This window comes from Gracilimonas mengyeensis (assembly GCF_900182705.1).
In the GTDB taxonomy this organism is placed as follows: domain Bacteria; phylum Bacteroidota; class Rhodothermia; order Balneolales; family Balneolaceae; genus Gracilimonas; species Gracilimonas mengyeensis.
The window spans coordinates 44,973-63,723 of the sequence record NZ_FXTP01000012.1; the positions used below are offsets into that span (position 1 = coordinate 44,973).

Genomic DNA, 18,751 nt, shown 5'->3' on the forward strand with positions numbered 1-18,751 from the left:
GCTCTAAAATCCTAAGGTTTTGGGGTGATAGTCAACCGGTCTTTTGGCTGGCACTTTTGGCTCATCGGATGATCACCACTTTACCCAAGCCCCGTTCGCCACCACTACTTTCATAGGCCACCACATAATACACGCCGCTTCCCAGCTGATTTCCGTTGTAATCGTGGCCGTCCCAGCTTATGCGCCCTCCGGTAGCTTCGAGCTCATTCACTACTACGCCATCCACACCTAAAATCTTCACCTGGGTGGATCCGGATAAGCCCTCAATCACTATTTGATTGTGACGGCTGTACTGGAAAGGATTGGGGAACACCTTCAGGTTATCCATGCTTTTTACGGGTTTGAGGGGAACATCCTGCAAGCTAACTAGTCCCTGGTCTGTAGCAACAAACACCTGCCCTGTTTCACTGTTTATGGAAATGGACTCGATGGTATTGGAAATCAAGTCACTGTTCTCGGTCGTGTAGCGAGCTTCAATGCGGCTTCCTTCGGCGTTTAACAGCCATAAACCCTGGCTTTGGCTACCTATCCATTTCTGGTTGGCATCATTGACCGCAATGGCTGTTACATTCACATCCCGCAATAAATAGCGAGAGCTGGCCAGAGTGTCTTCATTGATTAACCATTGAGCCTCCCTTTGACTTGGACTACGCTCAATAAACTTTTCAGGAAAAACAAATTTTGCAATGCCCCGGCCGGTCCCAATCCAAATGTCACCACCTCTATCTTCAACAATAACATTTACTTTTTCATCCGGGAGCCTCCCATTGTTGGATGCAGAAGTTAGCTTTACGGATTGATCATCTTGTGCGGTTTCAGGATCGCCGGTATCCACCACCAGCAATCCCAAGCCTGCGTTGCCCTCACTTCTTAATGAAATCCATTTCTGATCATAGGAATCAACCAGCATATTAAAATAATGATCGCCTCCGGTATGACTTCTAAACGGGATCCATTCATCACTTCCCTCCAACTTCACATTTAGCGGAAATTCAGACCAGAAACTGGTGGCCCAAACGTTACCATCAGAGTCAATATCAATACCGGGAACTACTATATAATCAGGATCAATACCTATTCCCGATAGTGCAGAGTTATTTTCGTTATACACCGTTATATCATTAGTGGATTTCTGATGCTCCACGATGCCACCGCCCCAGGTACCAATGTAGTAGGCCGAATCGGATTGCCCCACTGCAAAAGCATTGCTTACCTGGTTATCCCTCAATACCTCATTGGTGTTACGGTTAAAATTATGCCAAACATCATCCTCAAAAATATAATAACCGCGGACCGGGTTAAGCGGATCAGTTTGCGGGAAGGCACTTGAAGAGGTGGCCAGCAAGGTCTGTCCATCTACCAACATGTTGTTAAAGAAATTCAGGTAAGGACCCGTTGGTTGAAACTTTTGCGGGGTTGCATCCCTGCTTTCAAGTTTTGAGAACCCCTCATTGGTAGTACCCAGGTAAATGGTTTCACCCTGGAAAAATATCCCGTTAATAGTACTTCCCAACTGAAGCCTGATAGTCTCTTGCCCGCCTGTATCCTGCGCCAGTACAATGGTATTCCCATCGGATATTGCCAGTTGCGAACCGTCAGAGTTTCTGCCCAACACTTCAATATTTTCACTATTCAGTATGTCACTAAGTGCCCATTCCGAATCCTGCAGGGTAAACACACTGTCGCTGGATAACGCAAAAACCCCTTGATTTACTTTCACAATTTGTTCCACCAAGCTGGCCCGAAGTCCATCATCGGTACTGTAACTTTGCCAGCTATCATTCTCTACCAAATTATCGCTTAGCGCCCCGATGGCAACGCCCTGTTCCGTGGCTGCGTAGATGGTATCCTGGACGATATCAAAATCTAAAACGGCCGTTCCTGCATTAAAATCACCTAAACGAAGAAAACTGTTCTCTACAAAAAGCTCGTCCATATCATACACCACAATGCCGAAACTGGTAGCCACATACAGGCTCCCTTCATAGATGATGAACTTATTTACCGAGCGGGAGGTAAACCGGGAAACGCGGTTAATATCACGCACCCTTTCGATATTGGGGACGTCGTTAGGTTCAATCACGTCAATCATGCCATCAATATATCCGGCAAATAACCGGTTGCCGGCTTCATCATATATAAGGGCTCTTGGATTAGAGCGGTAGAGCCCGTCCATGGTAGAAATCTGGGCACGGATTTCTTCATCCTCCACCATATAAATCCCTCCCAGGGTCGCCCCATAAACCACACCCCCTGCAAAAGCCATGTCCGTTATAGTTGAATGGGAAGGATAGACCTTCCACTCCCCGAGTTCCTGAGCCTGCAAACCGGCGGTTCCAACAACCAAACCCATCAACAAGCATAATAATTTGTTCCGCATCATGAATGATTTATTTAAATGATCAAGCAATAATAAAATCTCTATTCTACCATACAACCAATATAACCGATGTTTATTTGGCAAATAAAACAAAAGGTAATCATTATCCTTTTCAAATTTGATGTTTGATTGGAATTTTGACGTAAGAATACCCCATTAATAATTTTGGGTTGATTACCTTCAAACAGTTAGAAAATCATTCATTCTGTAAAAACCATCTTCTTATCTTACATCTTTCTTTTAAATAGGGGGTAATGTTTCTTAAATTCGGCATTCTAAACCCAAAACGTATTTAATTTATGTCTGTAACTGAAAAAGATGTACGATACATGGCCGGACTGGCCCGGCTTCAGCTTTCCGAAGAAGAGGTTAAAACCTTTAAAGAGGATATGAATGATATTCTCGGTTACATGGACCTGCTTGAAGAAGTAGATACCGAGAACGTTGAGCCGCTGGAGCACGTCATTGAGTTGGAAAGCCGGCTGCGCAAAGACGAAGCCAAAGAGCCCCTCGCGCACGAAGACGCCCTCAAAAATGCACCCGATGCCGACAGTGACTATTTCCGTGTTCCAAAAGTGATTGAATAACCCTCATTTTGTTTTATGGCCAACCCTGACGCAGCCTCATCCACTGATTTCTTTTCCAAACTTTCAGAAACCAAGCAGCACATTATTGCGCTGCTCATCTTATTTCTGATTCCTTTTTTTCTGTTTACCGCCACCACTATTGGCGGAAAGGAATTTCAACGCCATGATACTACCCAATGGCGTGCCGGGGCTGAGTCAGTCATTGACTACCGCGAGACCTACGATAAAGAACCCCTGTGGGTAAATAACATGTTTGGCGGCATGCCTGCATTTGTGGTATCTGCCCAAAAACAAGTTCCCCATCTCGACGATATAAAATCATGGTTCAGTGGCATCTATCCGGCTTTTCAATACTGGGTGTTATTTTCGGGGATGTACTTTTTGCTGGTAATTATGGGCTTCCGGCCATTGGTTTCCGCCTTTGGCAGTTTGATGATGGGGCTCACCACCTATTTGCCCATTATCATCGCAGCGGGGCATAACACCAAATTTATTACGCTAACGTACATTCCATGGGTTATTGCCGGCTACTGGCTGCTAACCCGACGGGATAAGAAACTACCTGGTCTGTTGTTATTTGCGGTAGCCATGACCTTGAACCTCCGCGCGGGTCATCCACAAATAACCTATTATTTTTTCTATCTGCTTGGTTTTCTGTGGATTTTCGATACCTGGCAGGCAATCAAAAAGCAAGAACTCAAAGACTGGGGCATTGTCACCGGTTTACTGGCTTTGGGTGCCATACTTGGTTTAATGGGACATGCCGAGCGTTTCCTCGCCTTACAGGAATATGCCCAATACAGCCTTCGTGGCGGATCTGCTCTGGATGATTCTTCCGGCCTGACTTCGAGTTATGCATTTGCCTGGTCGCAAGGCATCAAAGAAACATGGACCCTGTTAGTGCCCAATTACTTTGGCGGAGCTTCCCCGGAATATTGGGGACCAAAATCCTTTACCTCCGGCCCGCATTACCTTGGGGCACTCAGTCTGCCTTTTATATTGCTTGCACTCTTTCGTGAACGCAGTAAAGTAATGTATGTGTTTTTTGTGGTCGGCACGCTTGGGATGATGTTTTCCTGGGGACAGCATTTCCCGATTTTAAATGAATTTGCTTTCGACTACATCCCCTACTTTGATAAATTCCGTGCGCCGGAGACCTGGCTTACGCTCACAGTATTTTGCTATACCGTAGTAAGTGTGTATGGACTTAGCTGGTTTGTTGATTTTGTCCGGGAAAAGAAATCTACCCTTAAGAAATTGTATGTACCACTGGGCATCAGTGCTGCAGTACTGGTCTTGTTGTTTGTACAACTTAACTCATCTGATTACACTCGTCCCAACGAGGTACAACAGATTGCCAACCAGATTGCCCAACAAAACCAGGTGAATCCCAATAATCCTCAGGTACAACAACGTGCTCAACAATATGTAAACAGCCGTATGGTGCCCGAGCGGGAAGATAAAGCCAAAGCCGACCTGCTGCGCTTTGCTATCATTCTGGCATTAGGCACCGGTTTGATTTACTTGGCCTTCGCACGTAAAATCCCTCTTTCGCTGGCTTTGTTTGGTTTTATTTTGATTACCGGCTACGACCTTTTAAGCGTGGATAAACGATACATACCTGAAAATGTAATTGTAGCTGGGAACGTAAGTCCCGAAAAAACCCTGGAATCACAACGGCGTGAAATAGACACGTACATTCAAGATAATATTTCTGAAAATACCGAATACCCTTACCGCGTCTTTCCGCTGCTTGATAATCCTTACAGTAACGCTACTCCCTCTTATTTCTATCCGCAAATTGGTGGGTATACCGGAGCCAAACTAAGTATCGTTCAGGATGTAATGTATAACGGTGGGCCGCTGGATGTGCAAAGCCAGAATTTCAATCCCCGGCTGCTGGACTTGTTAAATGTGAAGTATGTCACCTACTCGCAAGGACTCCCGCTGCCCGGCTTCCGTCCTGTGTTTAACGGCAATCAAGGTGTGGTGTACGAAAACCAAAATGTTCTGCCCAAAGCGTTCTTTGTGGATTCAGTGATTACTACCACCGATCCGCGTGAGGCTTTCAATTACCTGAAACCCAATCGACTGAATTTTGCCCAAACTGCCGTAGTTGAAACATCAGAAGATCTTGCTTCTGCCACAGATACAACTTCATCTGTCACGGTAACCAATTATACTGGCCCTGAGATGACATTGGAAGTGAGCCGCAGCCAGCCCGGCTTCCTGGTGCTAAGTGAAATTTATTACCCTGCTGGCTGGATAGCTGAACTGAACGGGGAAGAGATTCAGATCTACAAAACCAATTACCTGCTACGCGGACTTGAAATCCCTGCCGGCGACTATACTTTAGAACTCCGGTTTGAACCACAGAGTTGGAGCACCGGTGTTACCTTGGCCTGGATTTCATTAGCAATACAAATTTTACTGGCCGGAGCCCTGGTTTTTATGGGCTTCAAAAACCGCCAAGACGGTGGCTCGTAAAGTCCTGCTGATTGCTTACTACTGGCCTCCCAGCGGGGGAGCAGGGGTACAGCGGTGGGTCAAGTTTTGCAAGTACCTGCCAGAGTTTGGCATTGAGCCTGTGGTGCTTACGGTAGCCAACGGTACTTATCCCATGCTGGATGAATCTTTGGCTGATGAGCTCCCTGCAGACCTCGAAGTACATCAAGCCAAAAGCATTGAGCCCTACACCATTTTTGGCAAATTGACCGGAAAAACTGACAAGCAGGTATCTACTCCATCCACTGCCTTTTCTACCGATGGAGGATGGATGCAGAAACTGGGGGTTTGGGTGCGCTCGAACTTTTTTATCCCAGATGCCCGTATCGGTTGGATCCCCGGGGCATTTTCCAAAGCGAAAGATATTATCACCAACCAAAAAATTGATACAGTAATTACCACCGGCCCGCCCAATTCTACCCACGTGATTGGGAAAAAACTCAAAAACTGGCGTCCGGGTGTTCAGTGGATTATGGATATGCGTGATCCCTGGTCCCAAATTTTCTATAATGAAACGCTGCCCCGTACTTCCCTGGCTCAGCACATTGACGAAAACATGGAGCTGAAAGCCCTAAAAACTGCCGATGATGTGATCGTTGTTTCAAATAGCATGGCAGAGTTGGAAAAGAACATTTACAAGCGGTATTACCATGTAATTTCCAATGGTTTCGATCATGAGGATTTCCCTGAATCACACAAGAAAAACACAAAGGAAAGCAATACGTTTACGATCCGGTATGTGGGAAGCATGACGGAACCGGCCATTCCCCATCAGTTTTTTAAGGCACTCGCATCCCTCAACAATCAGCAAAAAGCCATGCTGAATATTGAATTCTTTGGCTCTTATAATTCTAAAGTCCATAAGGCCATTGCAGATAACGAGCTTGAAGCACTGATTTCTTTCAAAGGATACGTCCCTCATCAGGAGGCTACTGAAGCCATGCAATCAGCTAATTTGCTATTGCTTGTGATTCCCGATACCAAAGACAACGAGTTGATTTTAACCGGCAAGCTGTTTGATTATCTTGCAGCTCAGACGCCTATTTTATTCATTGGTCCCAAGCAAGGGGATGCAGCCCATATTATTCGCAACTATAAACTGGGACGCTGTTTTGATTATGCAGAGTTTGAAGCGATGGGTGATTTTCTGGAAGGTGCATTGCATGGCAACGACATCCCCTATAAAAAGTGGAAAGGAGATTTTAAATCACACCCTTATTCCAGATATCAGCTGACCAGCCGACTCGCCCAGATTTTAGATCAGCCCTGAACAACGTGAGTTACTATTTTGAATACATATTGGAAACTTTTGACCGCCTTTATGAAAGGCCGGAAGGCATACGTATTGGCTACTCAAAACAGGCTGATATTCAACTGGTACAGCATTCTGAAGCTTTTTTCCAATCTAAAAAAGCTCAACCCGAAACACTCATTTGGAAAGTATGGGAAGGCACTAGGATTCCTTTTCTATTTGCTGACGATGACTCCGAACCCATTATTTCTTCAACAGAGGGAGGCCTTCGTATAAATTACGACCTTATTGGCAACGCCTTCTTTTTTCTGAGCGGGTGGCAAGAATTTTACTCGGATGAGCGCGACTCACACGGTCGATATCCTTATTCTGAAAGCCTGCAACATCACCATAATTTTACTTCCCTGCCCGTTGTTAATTACTATTTTGACATCTTGAAAACAGCCCTTGAAGAGCTGCATGGAGCTGAGCTTCCTCGCAAGCTTTGGCCTAATAGTCCCTTGGCTGTTTTTCTTTCGCATGATATCGACAAAATTAAAAGTGGCTGGTTGGAAGAGGCTTTTACCGCCCTGAAACAAGGAAGAATACTGCCAGGGCTGAAGTATGCGGCAACCAAAGTATCCGGGAAAGACCCATGGGATAATGTGCTTGAGATATTGCAATTGGAGAAAGAGCTTGGTGTTTCCAGTACCTGGTTTTTCATCCCCGAGCAAGGTAATGGTAATGCCGATTATCCTTTACGCCAAATTGAACCTTTTGCAGAACCCATTCTTAATCAAAAAGGAGAACTTGCCCTGCATGGAAGTTTATATAGTGCTGCAAGTGGTAAAAAACTCCTGCAGGAAAAGGAGATGTTTCCACGAAGCATTACCGGCAACCGGTTTCATTATCTTAAGTTTGAGCCAAAGAAATTTACGGAAGTCCTGGAAAAATCTAAGCTTGATTATGACTCCTCCCTGGGATTCGCCGAACACGTTGGATTTCGTAATGGATTTTGTTTTCCCTTTCAGCCCTATCATATTTCTCAAAAAAAACCGGCAGACTTTTTTGAATTTCCACTTATGGTCATGGATGCTACGCTGCGCCAAAAAAATTACATGGGAGATCATCCCGAAAGGATGAAGGAAGTGAACAAAGTTATTAAGGAGGTGAAAAAGTTTAGCGGTATGCTGAGTATTCTCTGGCATAATAACTATTTCTCTGAGTGTAAATATGCCGGCTGGGGAGAAATGTATATTAACCTGGTTAAAAGCCTTCAAAAAGAAGGTGTTCAGTTTTTCACGGGACAACAAATGATGGAGTTACTTAATGAGTCCTAAAAAAGTGGCTATTACGCAAAACCGTTTTCAACGTGGCGGTCGCATGCAAGTAACAATTCAAATGGTTAAGGTACTCAATAAAAGAGGCATCACCCCTGATCTGGTTTGTTTCAAAAGTAACATCTCAAAAAAGGATATAAACGAAGCATACGGAGCAGACATCTCATTCAACTTCCGGGAAATTTTTGTGGATCCTAAAATCCCATTTGAATGGAATATTTTGCTATTCAACCTGATAGCATCTTTTTATCTAAAGTCATACGATCTGGTGATCAATAGCAATAACACCAGTTTTTTGCTTTCTGACACCTTGAACGTCCTTAGTTATGTGCATTTTCCCCGGAAAAAGAGAAATATCATTCCACATAAAGACATCCATTTCCCGGAAGGAGCAAAAAAAAGTGTATGGGATTTCAAAAGTGACTTCCTGAAAGCGGCTCATTTTCTATACCGTTTTGATAACTCTATTCCCAAAAATGATTTACAGGTTGCCAATTCGGATTTCACAAAAAAAACATTGACTGAAATCTATAATTTGCCGCCCGAAAAGATCGAGGTCATTTACCCACCGGTAAATATCTCGTCAGCAATAAATCAGGCGAATAAGAAAAAACAAGTTGTAAGCCTTGGACGCTTTTCGAGAGATAAACGCCAACTGGAACAGATAAAAATTGCCCGAAAGCTCCCGGAGCTGGACTTCCATCTTTATGGTTTTGTGAATGCACGGGATTACTATCAAACCTTAGAGCACTATATTCACGAGCACCAAATTCAAAATGTTTATCTGCATCCGGATGCCCCTTTTTCTGAAATCGAAAAGGCTTTGTCTGAGTCTGCCTTTTTTATTCACAGCCTTCGTAACGAGCCTTTTGGCATCACCAGCGTGCAGGCTATACAGCATGGTTGTGTTCCGGTAGTACATAATTCGGGCGGACAGATGGAGATTGTCTCCGAGCCCAAATTGCGATATAATAATGCTAAAGAGGCCATAGAGATTCTTAGAAAATTAACTACTGAACAAACCGTCGAATTGCAGCGATTACGTGATATATTGAAAAGTGGACTTCAGGCTTATTCAGCCGAAGCTTTTGACCGGCAGTTTGAGACCTTGCTGGAGGCTAAACTATGACCCTGCTCGAGATCCTTAAAAGTTTTTATGAAGCTAACAAAGAACATTATGAGTTGCTTAAGAAGCAAAGTAATGTAGCGCATTTGGAACACCTTGAAGCTTCTGAAATTTACAGCAAGGTGCATAGCAAGGCAGGACCTGTTTTTGTGCTTTCTACTGGCAGATGCGGTACAAAATTACTTACACAAATACTGACAGAGAATAAGCAACTGGAAGTTCATCACGAACCTTATCCAACTTTTACCTGGCATTGCAAGTATGCTTTTGAGAACCATGCCAACAAGCCGGAAACAGTCCGTATGATGTTTGATGTGGCTCGATATGAATTGATTCGGGATGCGTATTTGAATAAGAAAACCTATGTTGAAACCAACAACCGCATTACCTTTTTTGCACATCAGCTGGCCGAATTATATCCACATGCGCGGTTTGTACATTTGATCCGTGAGCCGGTGTCTTTTGTAAAAAGCGGATTGTCACGCAACTGGTACTCCGGCAAAGAAATATACGATGAAGGACGCATCACTGACACAGAGAACCCGGATACCTGGGGCAGTTACAGTCAGGCCGAAAAAATTGCCTGGCTCTGGAAAGCCACCAATTCCTTTATCGAAGATTTCAAAAAAGAACAGGAAGTATTTACCCTCTATTCCAGGCAACTATTTTCTGATCCGACAGCAGTAAATGAGCTTTTGGAGTTTCTGGAGCTCCCACATCTTACTTCCACCACGCTACAAAAACATCAGGCCACACCCGTTAATAAGAATAAAAAAGACCTGACCTTAAGCGACCCTCAAATTCAATCCATCAAAGATATTACAGAAACATAGCACTCCATTACCATGAATATATTTGTAACCGGATTACGACGTTCTGGTACTACTATTTTATTTGATATACTTTCAGAGCAGGCCAAAATCAAAGCTTTTTATGAGCCACTGAGCGCTGCCTATGAAACTATTGGGGGTGGTAGTGGGGAGAAGGATTTTGATTTAAATGAACGAATCCGTGTGTATCGCGAAGAAGTCATTGAGAAAAAGGACCTTTCGGTTGAACCCGACCATTTTAATTATGGTGCTCCAAAAAATTATCACCTTGAGCTGTCCTCCAAAAAGTTTGACGATCACCATAAAGAGTACCTGGAGTACCTGATCGAATCAACCGATCAAACGCTGCTCAAGTTTGTACGCGCTACTTTTTTAATGCCCTACCTGAACGACATTGCACCGGACTCTTATCTGATCCACATCCAAAAAAATCCACTGCGTTTTGCTACTTCCCATATTTTTGGAATCCGGTTTAAAAGGCAGAGCTTTCGGGGTAAGGTTGCGATGATATTGGATTACCTGAAACCCGGAAAAGGGCTACAATTTGAAAACACTGATCCCGATTATTTCTTTAGTCTAATAGATGGCTTCAACTCCTGGAGCCAAGAAAACCTGGTTCATTCTTATTTGGATGAAACAGGACGCTCGCATTTAAAACAAAAACCGGCTTACTACAAACTACTCTTGCTATGGAAAGAGTGGAACGAGAAGATGGTTACTGACGGGAGAAAGCTATTTGGTGACCGATTCATTTCAATTGAGCATGAACAGCTCTGCCGAAATACAAAGGCAAAATTAGCTGAGCTTTCTGACTTTTTAGATATTGAATTTGATGACAAACTCATGGATTGGGCCCTAACCAACCTCCGGAGACCACGCCCCATTTACGCTCAAAACGATCCCAGATGGGAACAGGCCCTAAAAGAGCTGGACATGGACCTTAGATATTTAGAAAAATAGGAGCATACATTTTTAGAAATTAAAAAAACAAAGCGTTGATACTTTTGTCTACTCGTAAATAACTTACAAGTAGTAACCTCAACTATTTTAATCCTTTTATATATGGGTCTACTTGAATCATTTAACAGATGGGAAAAAATTTTATGGAGTTTAAAGACTCATGAGAGAAGGTTTGAGCTCATTGAAAATAATATTGAAAATTTAGTTAATGCTAAATACAAAGCACTAAAGAAGAACGTTGATCATAACCTGGCTTCAAAAGAATATTCCATCTATTCTCAAAATGGAGAGGATGGTATTTTACTTTACATTTTCAGTGTAATTGGAGTAGAGAATCGACGATTTATAGAGTTTGGCATTGGAGATGGCCAACAATGCAACAGTGCAAACCTGATTCTAAATTTTGGATGGAAAGGGTTGATGATTGAAGGCAACCAAACAAAAGCCGAAATGGCTGAGCTCTTCTATTCAAATACTAGCAAAACAAAACAGAATGAAGTTATCATTTTAAATGAATTCATTACAAAGGAGAACATTAATGAATTATTTGAATCAGCTAACAGCACTGGAGAGATAGATCTCCTTTCAATTGATATTGATGGTAATGATTACTGGGTTTTTGAGGCCATAAAGAATGTGGATCCACGCGTTATTGTAATTGAGTATAATGCCTCCTTTGGACCTGATAAATCTGTAACTGTAGAGTATGATCCATCCTTTTCAAGATTCAAAAAACATCCTTCCGGCTGGTATCATGGGGCATCACTTAAAGCTCTAACCAAGCTTGCTAATGATAAAGGCTATGAATTGATTGGCTGTGATTCTTGTGGTGTTAATGCTTTTTTTGTGAAAAGAGAGCTCCTGAACGATAAATTGGAAAAAATCAGCCCTGAGGAAGCCTACTATAAAGAAAAGAAGAGATCAAAAACTCATACACCTTCTGAACAATTTGATTTAATTAAGCACCTTCCATTGATTAAAGTATAATCGGTTTGATTCAGCAACCAATTTTCATATTAGGACTCCATAAATCAGGGACAACCTTACTAAGAAATTTATTAGACGGGCATCCCGATCTCGGAGTGATACCCTTTGAGTCTCACACCTTTCAATTGCTCAATTATTGGGTAGATCTTGAATATCGCAGACAACGACCCAATCAAACCATTACGCCCTCAGACCTGGAAAGTGATATCAATGATTTTATAGCATCTATTAACTCAAATAATAACACCTATGCTGATGCCCATATTGAGGGCAAAATTGATGAAAAAAGATTTGAGGATAGTTTTTCTGTACCAAGAGAAGGTGCTAAAGAGCCAAAAAAATTAATCGTGAATTACTTCAATGCAATTTATAAGTCGCTTTACAGTTCGGCTCCGGGTGAAAGCATACGATTTGTAGAAAAATCTGTTGAAAACGCAGAATTTGCTGCTTTTATACATAAGCTATTTCCGGAAGTAAAATTTATTAGAATAGTTAGAAACCCTTACTCCAATATTGTTTCTTTTAGAAAATTTCAGATAAATAATCACGCCTTTCCACTTATGCACCGGCTCCTTGCAACGATGGAAAAGAGTTATCATCAGTTGTATAAGAATAAACTTTTATTCACGCCTGATACTTATAAAATCATTCGCTACGAAGACCTGGTTTCAAAACCAAAAGAAACCATGGAACAAATAGCTCAATTCCTGGGAATATCATTTGAACCCAGTCTTTTAGAACCAACGGTTTTGGGCAAACCCTGGAAAGGAAACAGCATGAGTAATAGAAAATTTGAAGGCATAAGTTCTTCCCGTTTACATCAGTGGAAAAAAGAAATTTTGCCCATGGAGGTCTATTATATCAATAAATTATTTCCTTTTATGATCAAAGATTTTGGCTACAAATATATAAAAGCTTATAAAAAGGGAGCTTTTTTAAAACCTGCCCCAAAAGAAAACCCGGCCCGCTATGTTGTAAACAGGTTGTATAGAATATACCTTCGCCATATTTAACTCACCAACCCATCCCATGGGAATCATTAAAAAACAAAGCATTACCAATTCTATCATCACCTATATAGGTATTGGTTTGGGATTTATTACTACTATCTATCTCTATCCCAACTTCCTTGAAGCTAATGAATACGGTCTTACACGGCTATTGCTTTCTGTTTCCTTTATTTTTACCCAGTTTGCCCACTTGGGCATGAAGAATACCGCTATCCGCTTTTTCCCCTATTTTGAAAATGATGAGAAGCAGCATAACGGATTTCTGTTCCTGACCCTCACTATACCCTTAGCTGGCTTTTTGTTTTTCCTGGGCGTGCTCTTTTTATTTGATGACCTTCTGCTCTCCTATTATGATAGATCTTCACTTTTTGAATCTTACTACTGGTTTCTGATTCCCATAGTATTTGGTCAACTCTACTTCGAGGTGCTTAACAGCTACGTACGTGCCCGGCTGCATTCTGTTCCCGGTTCGGTGATTAGCGAAATTATATTACGTCTGTTCGCAATTGTTCTTCTCTTGGCTTTTTGGTTTAATTGGCTTTCTTTCCGGGAATTCATGATTGGCTTTGTGATTTCCTATATCATACAACCCGTTTTGCTATTACTCTTTTTGTTTTTCAAGGGAGAGTTATTCTTGAAACCCAACTTTGCTTACCTCAAAACATCCCTGGTAAAACGAATGGCTAATTATGGGCTATTTGCTCTTTTAGGGGGCATGACTACCCTGATCGTAAATAATATCGATATCATCATGCTGGGATCGCTATCCGGACTTACAGAAACCGGTATTTATGCCATTGCTTTTTATATTGGCAGCGTAATTATTGTGCCACAGCGATCTATTGGAAAAATTGCACCCTCTTTGGTAGCAAAATACATCAAAGAAAAAAAAATGGGTGAGGTTGAAAAAATCTACAAAAGCTCATCCATCAACCAGATGATCCCCGGATTTTTAATCTTTGTCGGTGTGGTGGCCAACATTCATAACCTGAACGATATACTGCCAGCGGAGTATGCATCTGCTTCTTCTGTTATCGTGGTCATTGGTATCTCTAAGCTCATTGATATGTCGGCAGGTATCAATGGTTCAATCATTCTAAACTCCAAGTATTACCGGTTTGATTTGATTTCGATGCTATTCCTGATTTTATTTTCTGTCGGGTTGAATTACTGGCTTATTCCACTCCTTGGTATTACCGGGGCCGCAATTGCTACAGCGGCCTCTCTCTTCCTGTACAATTTGATTAAAGGTATTTATGTCTGGATTAAATTCAGGATGCAACCACTAAGTTCCAAAATGCTGATCGTAATTTTGTTAAGCCTCGCCATACTATGGGGAAGCCTGCAAATAGATCGTATTGGTAACCTCTACTTTGATATTGCCTTGCGGTCTTTGGTGATAGCTGTTGTATACAGCGCGGGTATTTTAGCATTTAACATCTCCGACGAAGTAAACAAGCTGTGGGCAGATTTCAGAAATAAAATCCACTAAGAAACTCTCCCCCGCACCCCTTATCTTTGAAGCGCTCAAAAATTTATTTCACATCAATCCAAAAACACACATGGCTAAACCCAAATACACTTCGCACGTTGGAATGGTAGATATTCTGCCCGATGAATCTCCAAAATGGAGAGCTTTGGAGGAGATCATCCACGAGGAAGCCGCCAAGTTCAATTTTGAGGAAATCCGCACGCCTATCATGGAGCAAACGGAACTGATTGTGCGGGGTATCGGTCAGCTCACAGATATCGTTTCCAAAGAGATTTTTGCCTTTGAGAAAGGCGATAGTCATTATGTATTGCGCCCGGAACTTACGGCTCCCGTTGTTCGGTCATATGTAGAACATCACCTTGACCAGCGCGGCGGCTCGCAAAAGTTATATTACATTGGTCCCATGTTTCGGGCCGAGAAGCCTCAGAAAGGTCGGCAGCGACAATTCCACCAGTTTGGCGCTGAGGTTATTGGGAGTGATGATCCCGTGGCGGATGTGGAAATCATTGCCCTGATGATGCGTGTGTACGAACGGATTGGTATCACCAATTTTGAATTAAAACTGAATTCTGTGGGCGATCCTGAAAGCCGGGAAGCGTATAAAGAAGCGCTGCGAGATTACCTGCGTCCTAATCTGGATAAAATGAGTGACGTATCGCAGGAACGCTTTGAGAAGAATCCAATGCGTATCCTTGATTCCAAGGAAGAGCAGGATCAAGCCTTTATTGAAGATGCACCTGTTATTAGTGATTATCTAAATGAAGAGTCCCAACAACATTTTACGCTGGTTAAAGAGTATTTAGACGATTTGGGTATTGACTACACCTTAGATCCGCACTTGGTTCGGGGAATGGACTATTATACCCGAACGGCTTTTGAATTGACTTCCCCCGACCTTGGCTCACAAGATGCCCTCGCTGGTGGTGGTCGTTATGATCTTTTGGTGGAAGAGATTGGCGGACAACCTACCCCTGCCGTAGGTTTTGCTGCCGGTATGGAACGCCTGATGATTGCCTGTGAAGAACTGGATATCAGCTTGGCGGATGAAAAATCAGTTGATGTTTATTTTGTGACTTTAGGGGATGCTGCTCGCAAATTCGCCCTTACCCATCTCCCAAAAGTTCGTGAGGCCGGGCTCTCCGCCACCATGGATTACAAAGGCCGCTCCATGAAAGCCCAAATGAAAGATGCTGACCGGGAAAATGCCCGATACGCCATCATTATCGGTGATAACGAGTTGGCAGAGGGCAAATACAGCCTCCGCAATATGAAAGCCAGCGAAGAGGATTCTCTGACTTTTGAAAAGATTTTGTCTAAGCTGGCGGGGGTTTAAAACCGCTAAGACGCGAAGAGCGCAAAGTTTTTTTAGGTTGTTAGAGGATTAGTAAAATCATGGTAATCCTATTAATCCTGTACAATCCTGGTTCGCCCTCTTTTCTCTGTATCAAGGGTTGCTATGAAGAGGAAGCTGGAGCTTCCCTGCCTGCGTTACGAAGGTGGACTTCGTAACGAGTTCCTAATTGGCAATGCTTATAACTTGCTAACATCCTCTGCCGCAAGCGTCCGCTTGTGGCATTGTTGTTTTCGGCATCATATCTTCCCAAGCAATGGACCAAGCAGACGATTGAACTACTGGCTTCTATAAGAACTTTTCTTCCCTTTGCGCACTTCGCCCCGAGAATTCGGGGCGGTTAAAAAAATTACTGCTTAGCAGGCACCCTTGGTATGGTCATTATTTCTCGCTGACGTCCATCAATGTACCACACACCGCTGGAGTCAAAAAAGGCATCCTCTTCCAGCATAATGCGGATTTCTTTGCCCCATTCTTCAATGTAAGTAGCCGCGTTTAATTCAATGGAGTACGCCGTGTTAAGCTGAAGTGGATAATCGCCATCGCCGGGCACGCCATCTTGTGCATCCCACATACCCAGCGTAGTACCTGCCGCATGGCCATGATATCCTATCGGGTGAGTATAGATGCTGGGCTTCAGTCCCTCATCAATGGCTTGCTTACGCGACATCGCCAATACTTCATTCCCGGTTCGGCCTTCTTTAAAATTATTGGTAAAGATATCCTGCACCCGATTGCCGTTTTCAAATGCGTTCACCAGGTAATCCGGCACTTCGGTTTCGCCGGGACGTAGCACATAGGCGTGCTGCTGGGTATCGGTATTCAGGCGCAGGTATTTGATTCCGAAATCCACGTGGAGTAAATCGCCGGGCATAATCACATTTTCACCGGGCCGGCTGTCAAAGGTTCGCAGGTGATCAAAGGATTCAGGATCACCCCGCTGAATCGATACACTGGGATGGAACCAGGTAATCAGCTTGAGCTCACGGATTTTCTCGCGATACCACCAAACCACATCTTCGGTGGTAGTGACCCCGGGCTGAATCACACGATCTGAAAAACCCTCTGCTATAATTTCATGAGCAATACGCACAATCTGTGGGTAGATCTGCATCTCTTTGGGCGTACGGGTTTCCAGCCAACCCACAGCCAGCTTCTCGGCTGATACCAACCGCTCACTGTATTCATCCCCAATGGCTTCTTTCATTTCTTCGTAATCCGTTACCACTAAGCCATCTGCATGTCCCCATATGGCAGAGGTGTTGATACCAATCCGTTCCGGATCACGCTCTTCAATAATCTGCGCAAGCCTTGCCCACTGATCGGGCTGCTCTTCAGGATCCCAAGCCCTCTTGAACATCTCTCCTACATCATAGCGGGCTACAGCCAGCGTTTCTATGCCTTTGCCCTCGCCCAGGTCGTGCATCACCAAAATGGTACGCCTTCGGGCAGCCAGCCAGGTTGCCGGCAACATCGTTTCAATCACCGGGTCCTCGTTGTATTCACGCGATACCACAATCCACAAGTCGATGTCGGTTTTACGCATCAAATCGGGCAGAACTGTTTGAATTTTGTCTTTCAACAATTCATCAATGACTGCCGCACGTTCTTTCATGGGCAGAATGTGCGGATAATCTTGAGCCTGAGCAGACACAGTGAGAAACAGAACAACCAGGGAAAGCAGAATCTTTTTCATAGGTAGGTTTGTGTGATTTGAGAACGCCGTGAATATGGAGAGCTTTGTTGTGAGGTGCAAGGGGGCTAAGGTGTTACGGTGTTAAAGTGTGTTAGTGTTAAGGTACTTTGTGCTTTGTGCTTTGTGCTTTGTGCTTTGTGCTTAGAATATGTGTTTTACAAAGGTAACCCTCAAAAACCTTTGCGTTCTTTGCGTCTTTGCGGTTTATCTTTTCATCCCACGCATTGAACACATCGCGTGGTGTGAGGCATGTATTCAAGTCGACCGTATGGAATCTCATTACCGCATTTAGTGCAGATGCCAAAATCTTTCGTATCTGCTCTTTCCTTCGCTTTTTCCAGCCGTTGCAACAGCTTCTTTTTCTCCCGCAATGATGCCTCATTGATGGTTTTGTTGTTGATAGCATCCATCCTTGAAATCCGCCCTATGGAAGCATCCAACGGAATGGGCTTGGTCAATTCCTGCAGTTCCTTGATGTCTTCTTTCAGGACTACTATCTGATCGTCAATAACTTTCTTCAGCTTTTCTTTTTCGGATGAGGTCATGGTAGGAAATGATATAAATCTATTTTATTTGCCTGCCCTTCTGCGGCGAATCTTGCTTAAAAACTCTGGCGTAATGCCTAAATAGGAGGCAATGTATTTTTGGGGCACCAATTGTTCTACATCAGGATAAGCTTGTCGGAAAGCCGTGTATTTCTCCTCGGCGGTAAAGGAAATATTGCTGATAATCCTACGCTGATGACTTATCAATGAATTCTGAAAAATGATTCGGAAATATCGTTCATAACAAGGGGCTTCAGCCAAAAGCTTTTCAAAAGCCTCCGCATTCAACACATACACCTCCGTTTCTGTCATTGCTTTGATGCTGTAGCCTGAAGGTTGATGATTCTGGAAAGCAAAAAGATCTGTCGTCCACCACATATCCCGTCCAAATTGAATCACATGCTGCGTTTCATCAGTGCACGTGTGATAAGTCATCAGGCAACCAGATGCGATCAGACATAAGGGACACTCTTCTTCCCCCTGATCGATCAATAATTCATTTTTGGACAGATGCTTTTTTTCAGCAATCTCAAAAAAACGCCCCGCTTGCTCATCGGATAGCTTAACATACTTTCTGAAGTTTTCTATGATCTCAGGTTTCTCCATAACAAATGATAAGAAATAACCATCAAAGGTGTTTCAGCACTTGATGTGAACTTTTTTAGCTCAAGGATACGCATACACTTTATAGCAATCCCCAACTCCATAAAA

The 18,751-nt window shown here is 43.2% G+C and carries 15 protein-coding genes; 11 read left to right on the plus strand and 4 right to left on the minus strand.

Annotated elements, in window-relative coordinates:
* Positions 1-61 precede the first annotated feature (61 nt).
* Positions 62-2,383, minus strand: a complete 2,322-nt coding sequence (porZ, locus tag FN815_RS13555) for a type IX secretion system anionic LPS delivery protein PorZ (RefSeq protein ID WP_185957305.1) — start codon at positions 2,381-2,383, stop codon at positions 62-64.
* A gap of 296 nt (positions 2,384-2,679) precedes the next feature.
* On the opposite strand from porZ, the gene gatC reads away from it, so the two are divergent.
* The 11 genes from gatC (at position 2,680) to hisS (ending at position 15,781) form a co-directional block, all read left to right on the plus strand.
* A complete protein-coding gene (gatC, locus tag FN815_RS13560) occupies positions 2,680-2,967 on the plus strand; it encodes an Asp-tRNA(Asn)/Glu-tRNA(Gln) amidotransferase subunit GatC (protein ID WP_142455189.1) in 288 nt (95 codons plus the stop codon).
* Positions 2,968-2,982: 15 nt separating this feature from the next.
* The gene (locus FN815_RS13565) at positions 2,983-5,454 is read left to right on the plus strand and encodes a hypothetical protein (protein ID WP_142455190.1); all 2,472 of its coding nucleotides are present in this window, start codon (positions 2,983-2,985) and stop codon (positions 5,452-5,454) included.
* The gene (locus FN815_RS13570) at positions 5,444-6,742 is read left to right on the plus strand and encodes a glycosyltransferase family 4 protein (protein ID WP_142455191.1); all 1,299 of its coding nucleotides are present in this window, start codon (positions 5,444-5,446) and stop codon (positions 6,740-6,742) included. Before FN815_RS13565 ends, FN815_RS13570 begins: the two co-directional genes overlap by 11 nt.
* Positions 6,743-6,747: 5 nt before the next feature.
* On the plus strand, positions 6,748-8,043 hold the full coding sequence (locus FN815_RS13575; protein WP_142455192.1) for a DUF7033 domain-containing protein: 1,296 nt from the start codon (positions 6,748-6,750) through the stop codon (positions 8,041-8,043).
* The gene (locus FN815_RS13580) at positions 8,033-9,172 is read left to right on the plus strand and encodes a glycosyltransferase family 4 protein (protein WP_142455193.1); all 1,140 of its coding nucleotides are present in this window, start codon (positions 8,033-8,035) and stop codon (positions 9,170-9,172) included. The genes FN815_RS13575 and FN815_RS13580 overlap by 11 nt, the downstream gene beginning before the upstream one ends.
* On the plus strand, positions 9,169-10,002 hold the full coding sequence (locus FN815_RS13585; RefSeq protein ID WP_142455194.1) for a sulfotransferase family protein: 834 nt from the start codon (positions 9,169-9,171) through the stop codon (positions 10,000-10,002). Before FN815_RS13580 ends, FN815_RS13585 begins: the two co-directional genes overlap by 4 nt.
* 12 nt (positions 10,003-10,014) lie before the next feature.
* Entirely contained in the window at positions 10,015-10,959 is a 945-nt protein-coding gene (locus FN815_RS13590) for a sulfotransferase (protein WP_142455195.1), read from the plus strand.
* Between the two features lie 102 nt (positions 10,960-11,061).
* On the plus strand, positions 11,062-11,946 hold the full coding sequence (locus FN815_RS13595; RefSeq protein ID WP_142455196.1) for an FkbM family methyltransferase: 885 nt from the start codon (positions 11,062-11,064) through the stop codon (positions 11,944-11,946).
* 5 nt (positions 11,947-11,951) lie between these two features.
* Entirely contained in the window at positions 11,952-12,959 is a 1,008-nt protein-coding gene (locus FN815_RS13600) for a sulfotransferase family protein (protein ID WP_185957306.1), read from the plus strand.
* Positions 12,960-12,975: 16 nt separating this feature from the next.
* Complete coding sequence (locus FN815_RS13605; RefSeq protein ID WP_142455198.1) at positions 12,976-14,448, plus strand: lipopolysaccharide biosynthesis protein; 1,473 nt, start codon at positions 12,976-12,978, stop codon at positions 14,446-14,448.
* 70 nt (positions 14,449-14,518) lie between these two features.
* Positions 14,519-15,781 carry a histidine--tRNA ligase gene (gene hisS, locus FN815_RS13610; protein ID WP_142455199.1) on the plus strand — a complete coding sequence of 421 codons (1,263 nt, stop codon included), beginning with the start codon at positions 14,519-14,521 and terminating at the stop codon, positions 15,779-15,781.
* 367 nt (positions 15,782-16,148) lie between these two features.
* On the opposite strand, the gene FN815_RS13615 is transcribed toward hisS, so the two are convergent.
* The 3 genes from FN815_RS13615 to FN815_RS13625 all read right to left on the minus strand — a co-directional run bounded on the left by FN815_RS13615 (position 16,149) and on the right by FN815_RS13625 (position 18,646).
* On the minus strand, positions 16,149-17,495 hold the full coding sequence (locus FN815_RS13615; protein ID WP_142455200.1) for a M24 family metallopeptidase: 1,347 nt from the start codon (positions 17,493-17,495) through the stop codon (positions 16,149-16,151).
* 212 nt (positions 17,496-17,707) lie between these two features.
* Positions 17,708-18,040, minus strand: coding sequence for a TraR/DksA family transcriptional regulator (locus tag FN815_RS13620; protein WP_142455201.1), 333 nt, complete (start codon positions 18,038-18,040; stop codon positions 17,708-17,710).
* A 24-nt stretch (positions 18,041-18,064) separates the two neighbouring features.
* Positions 18,065-18,646: a Crp/Fnr family transcriptional regulator gene (locus FN815_RS13625; protein ID WP_142455202.1), complete on the minus strand. Its 582-nt coding sequence runs from the start codon at positions 18,644-18,646 to the stop codon at positions 18,065-18,067.
* Positions 18,647-18,751 lie beyond the last annotated feature (105 nt).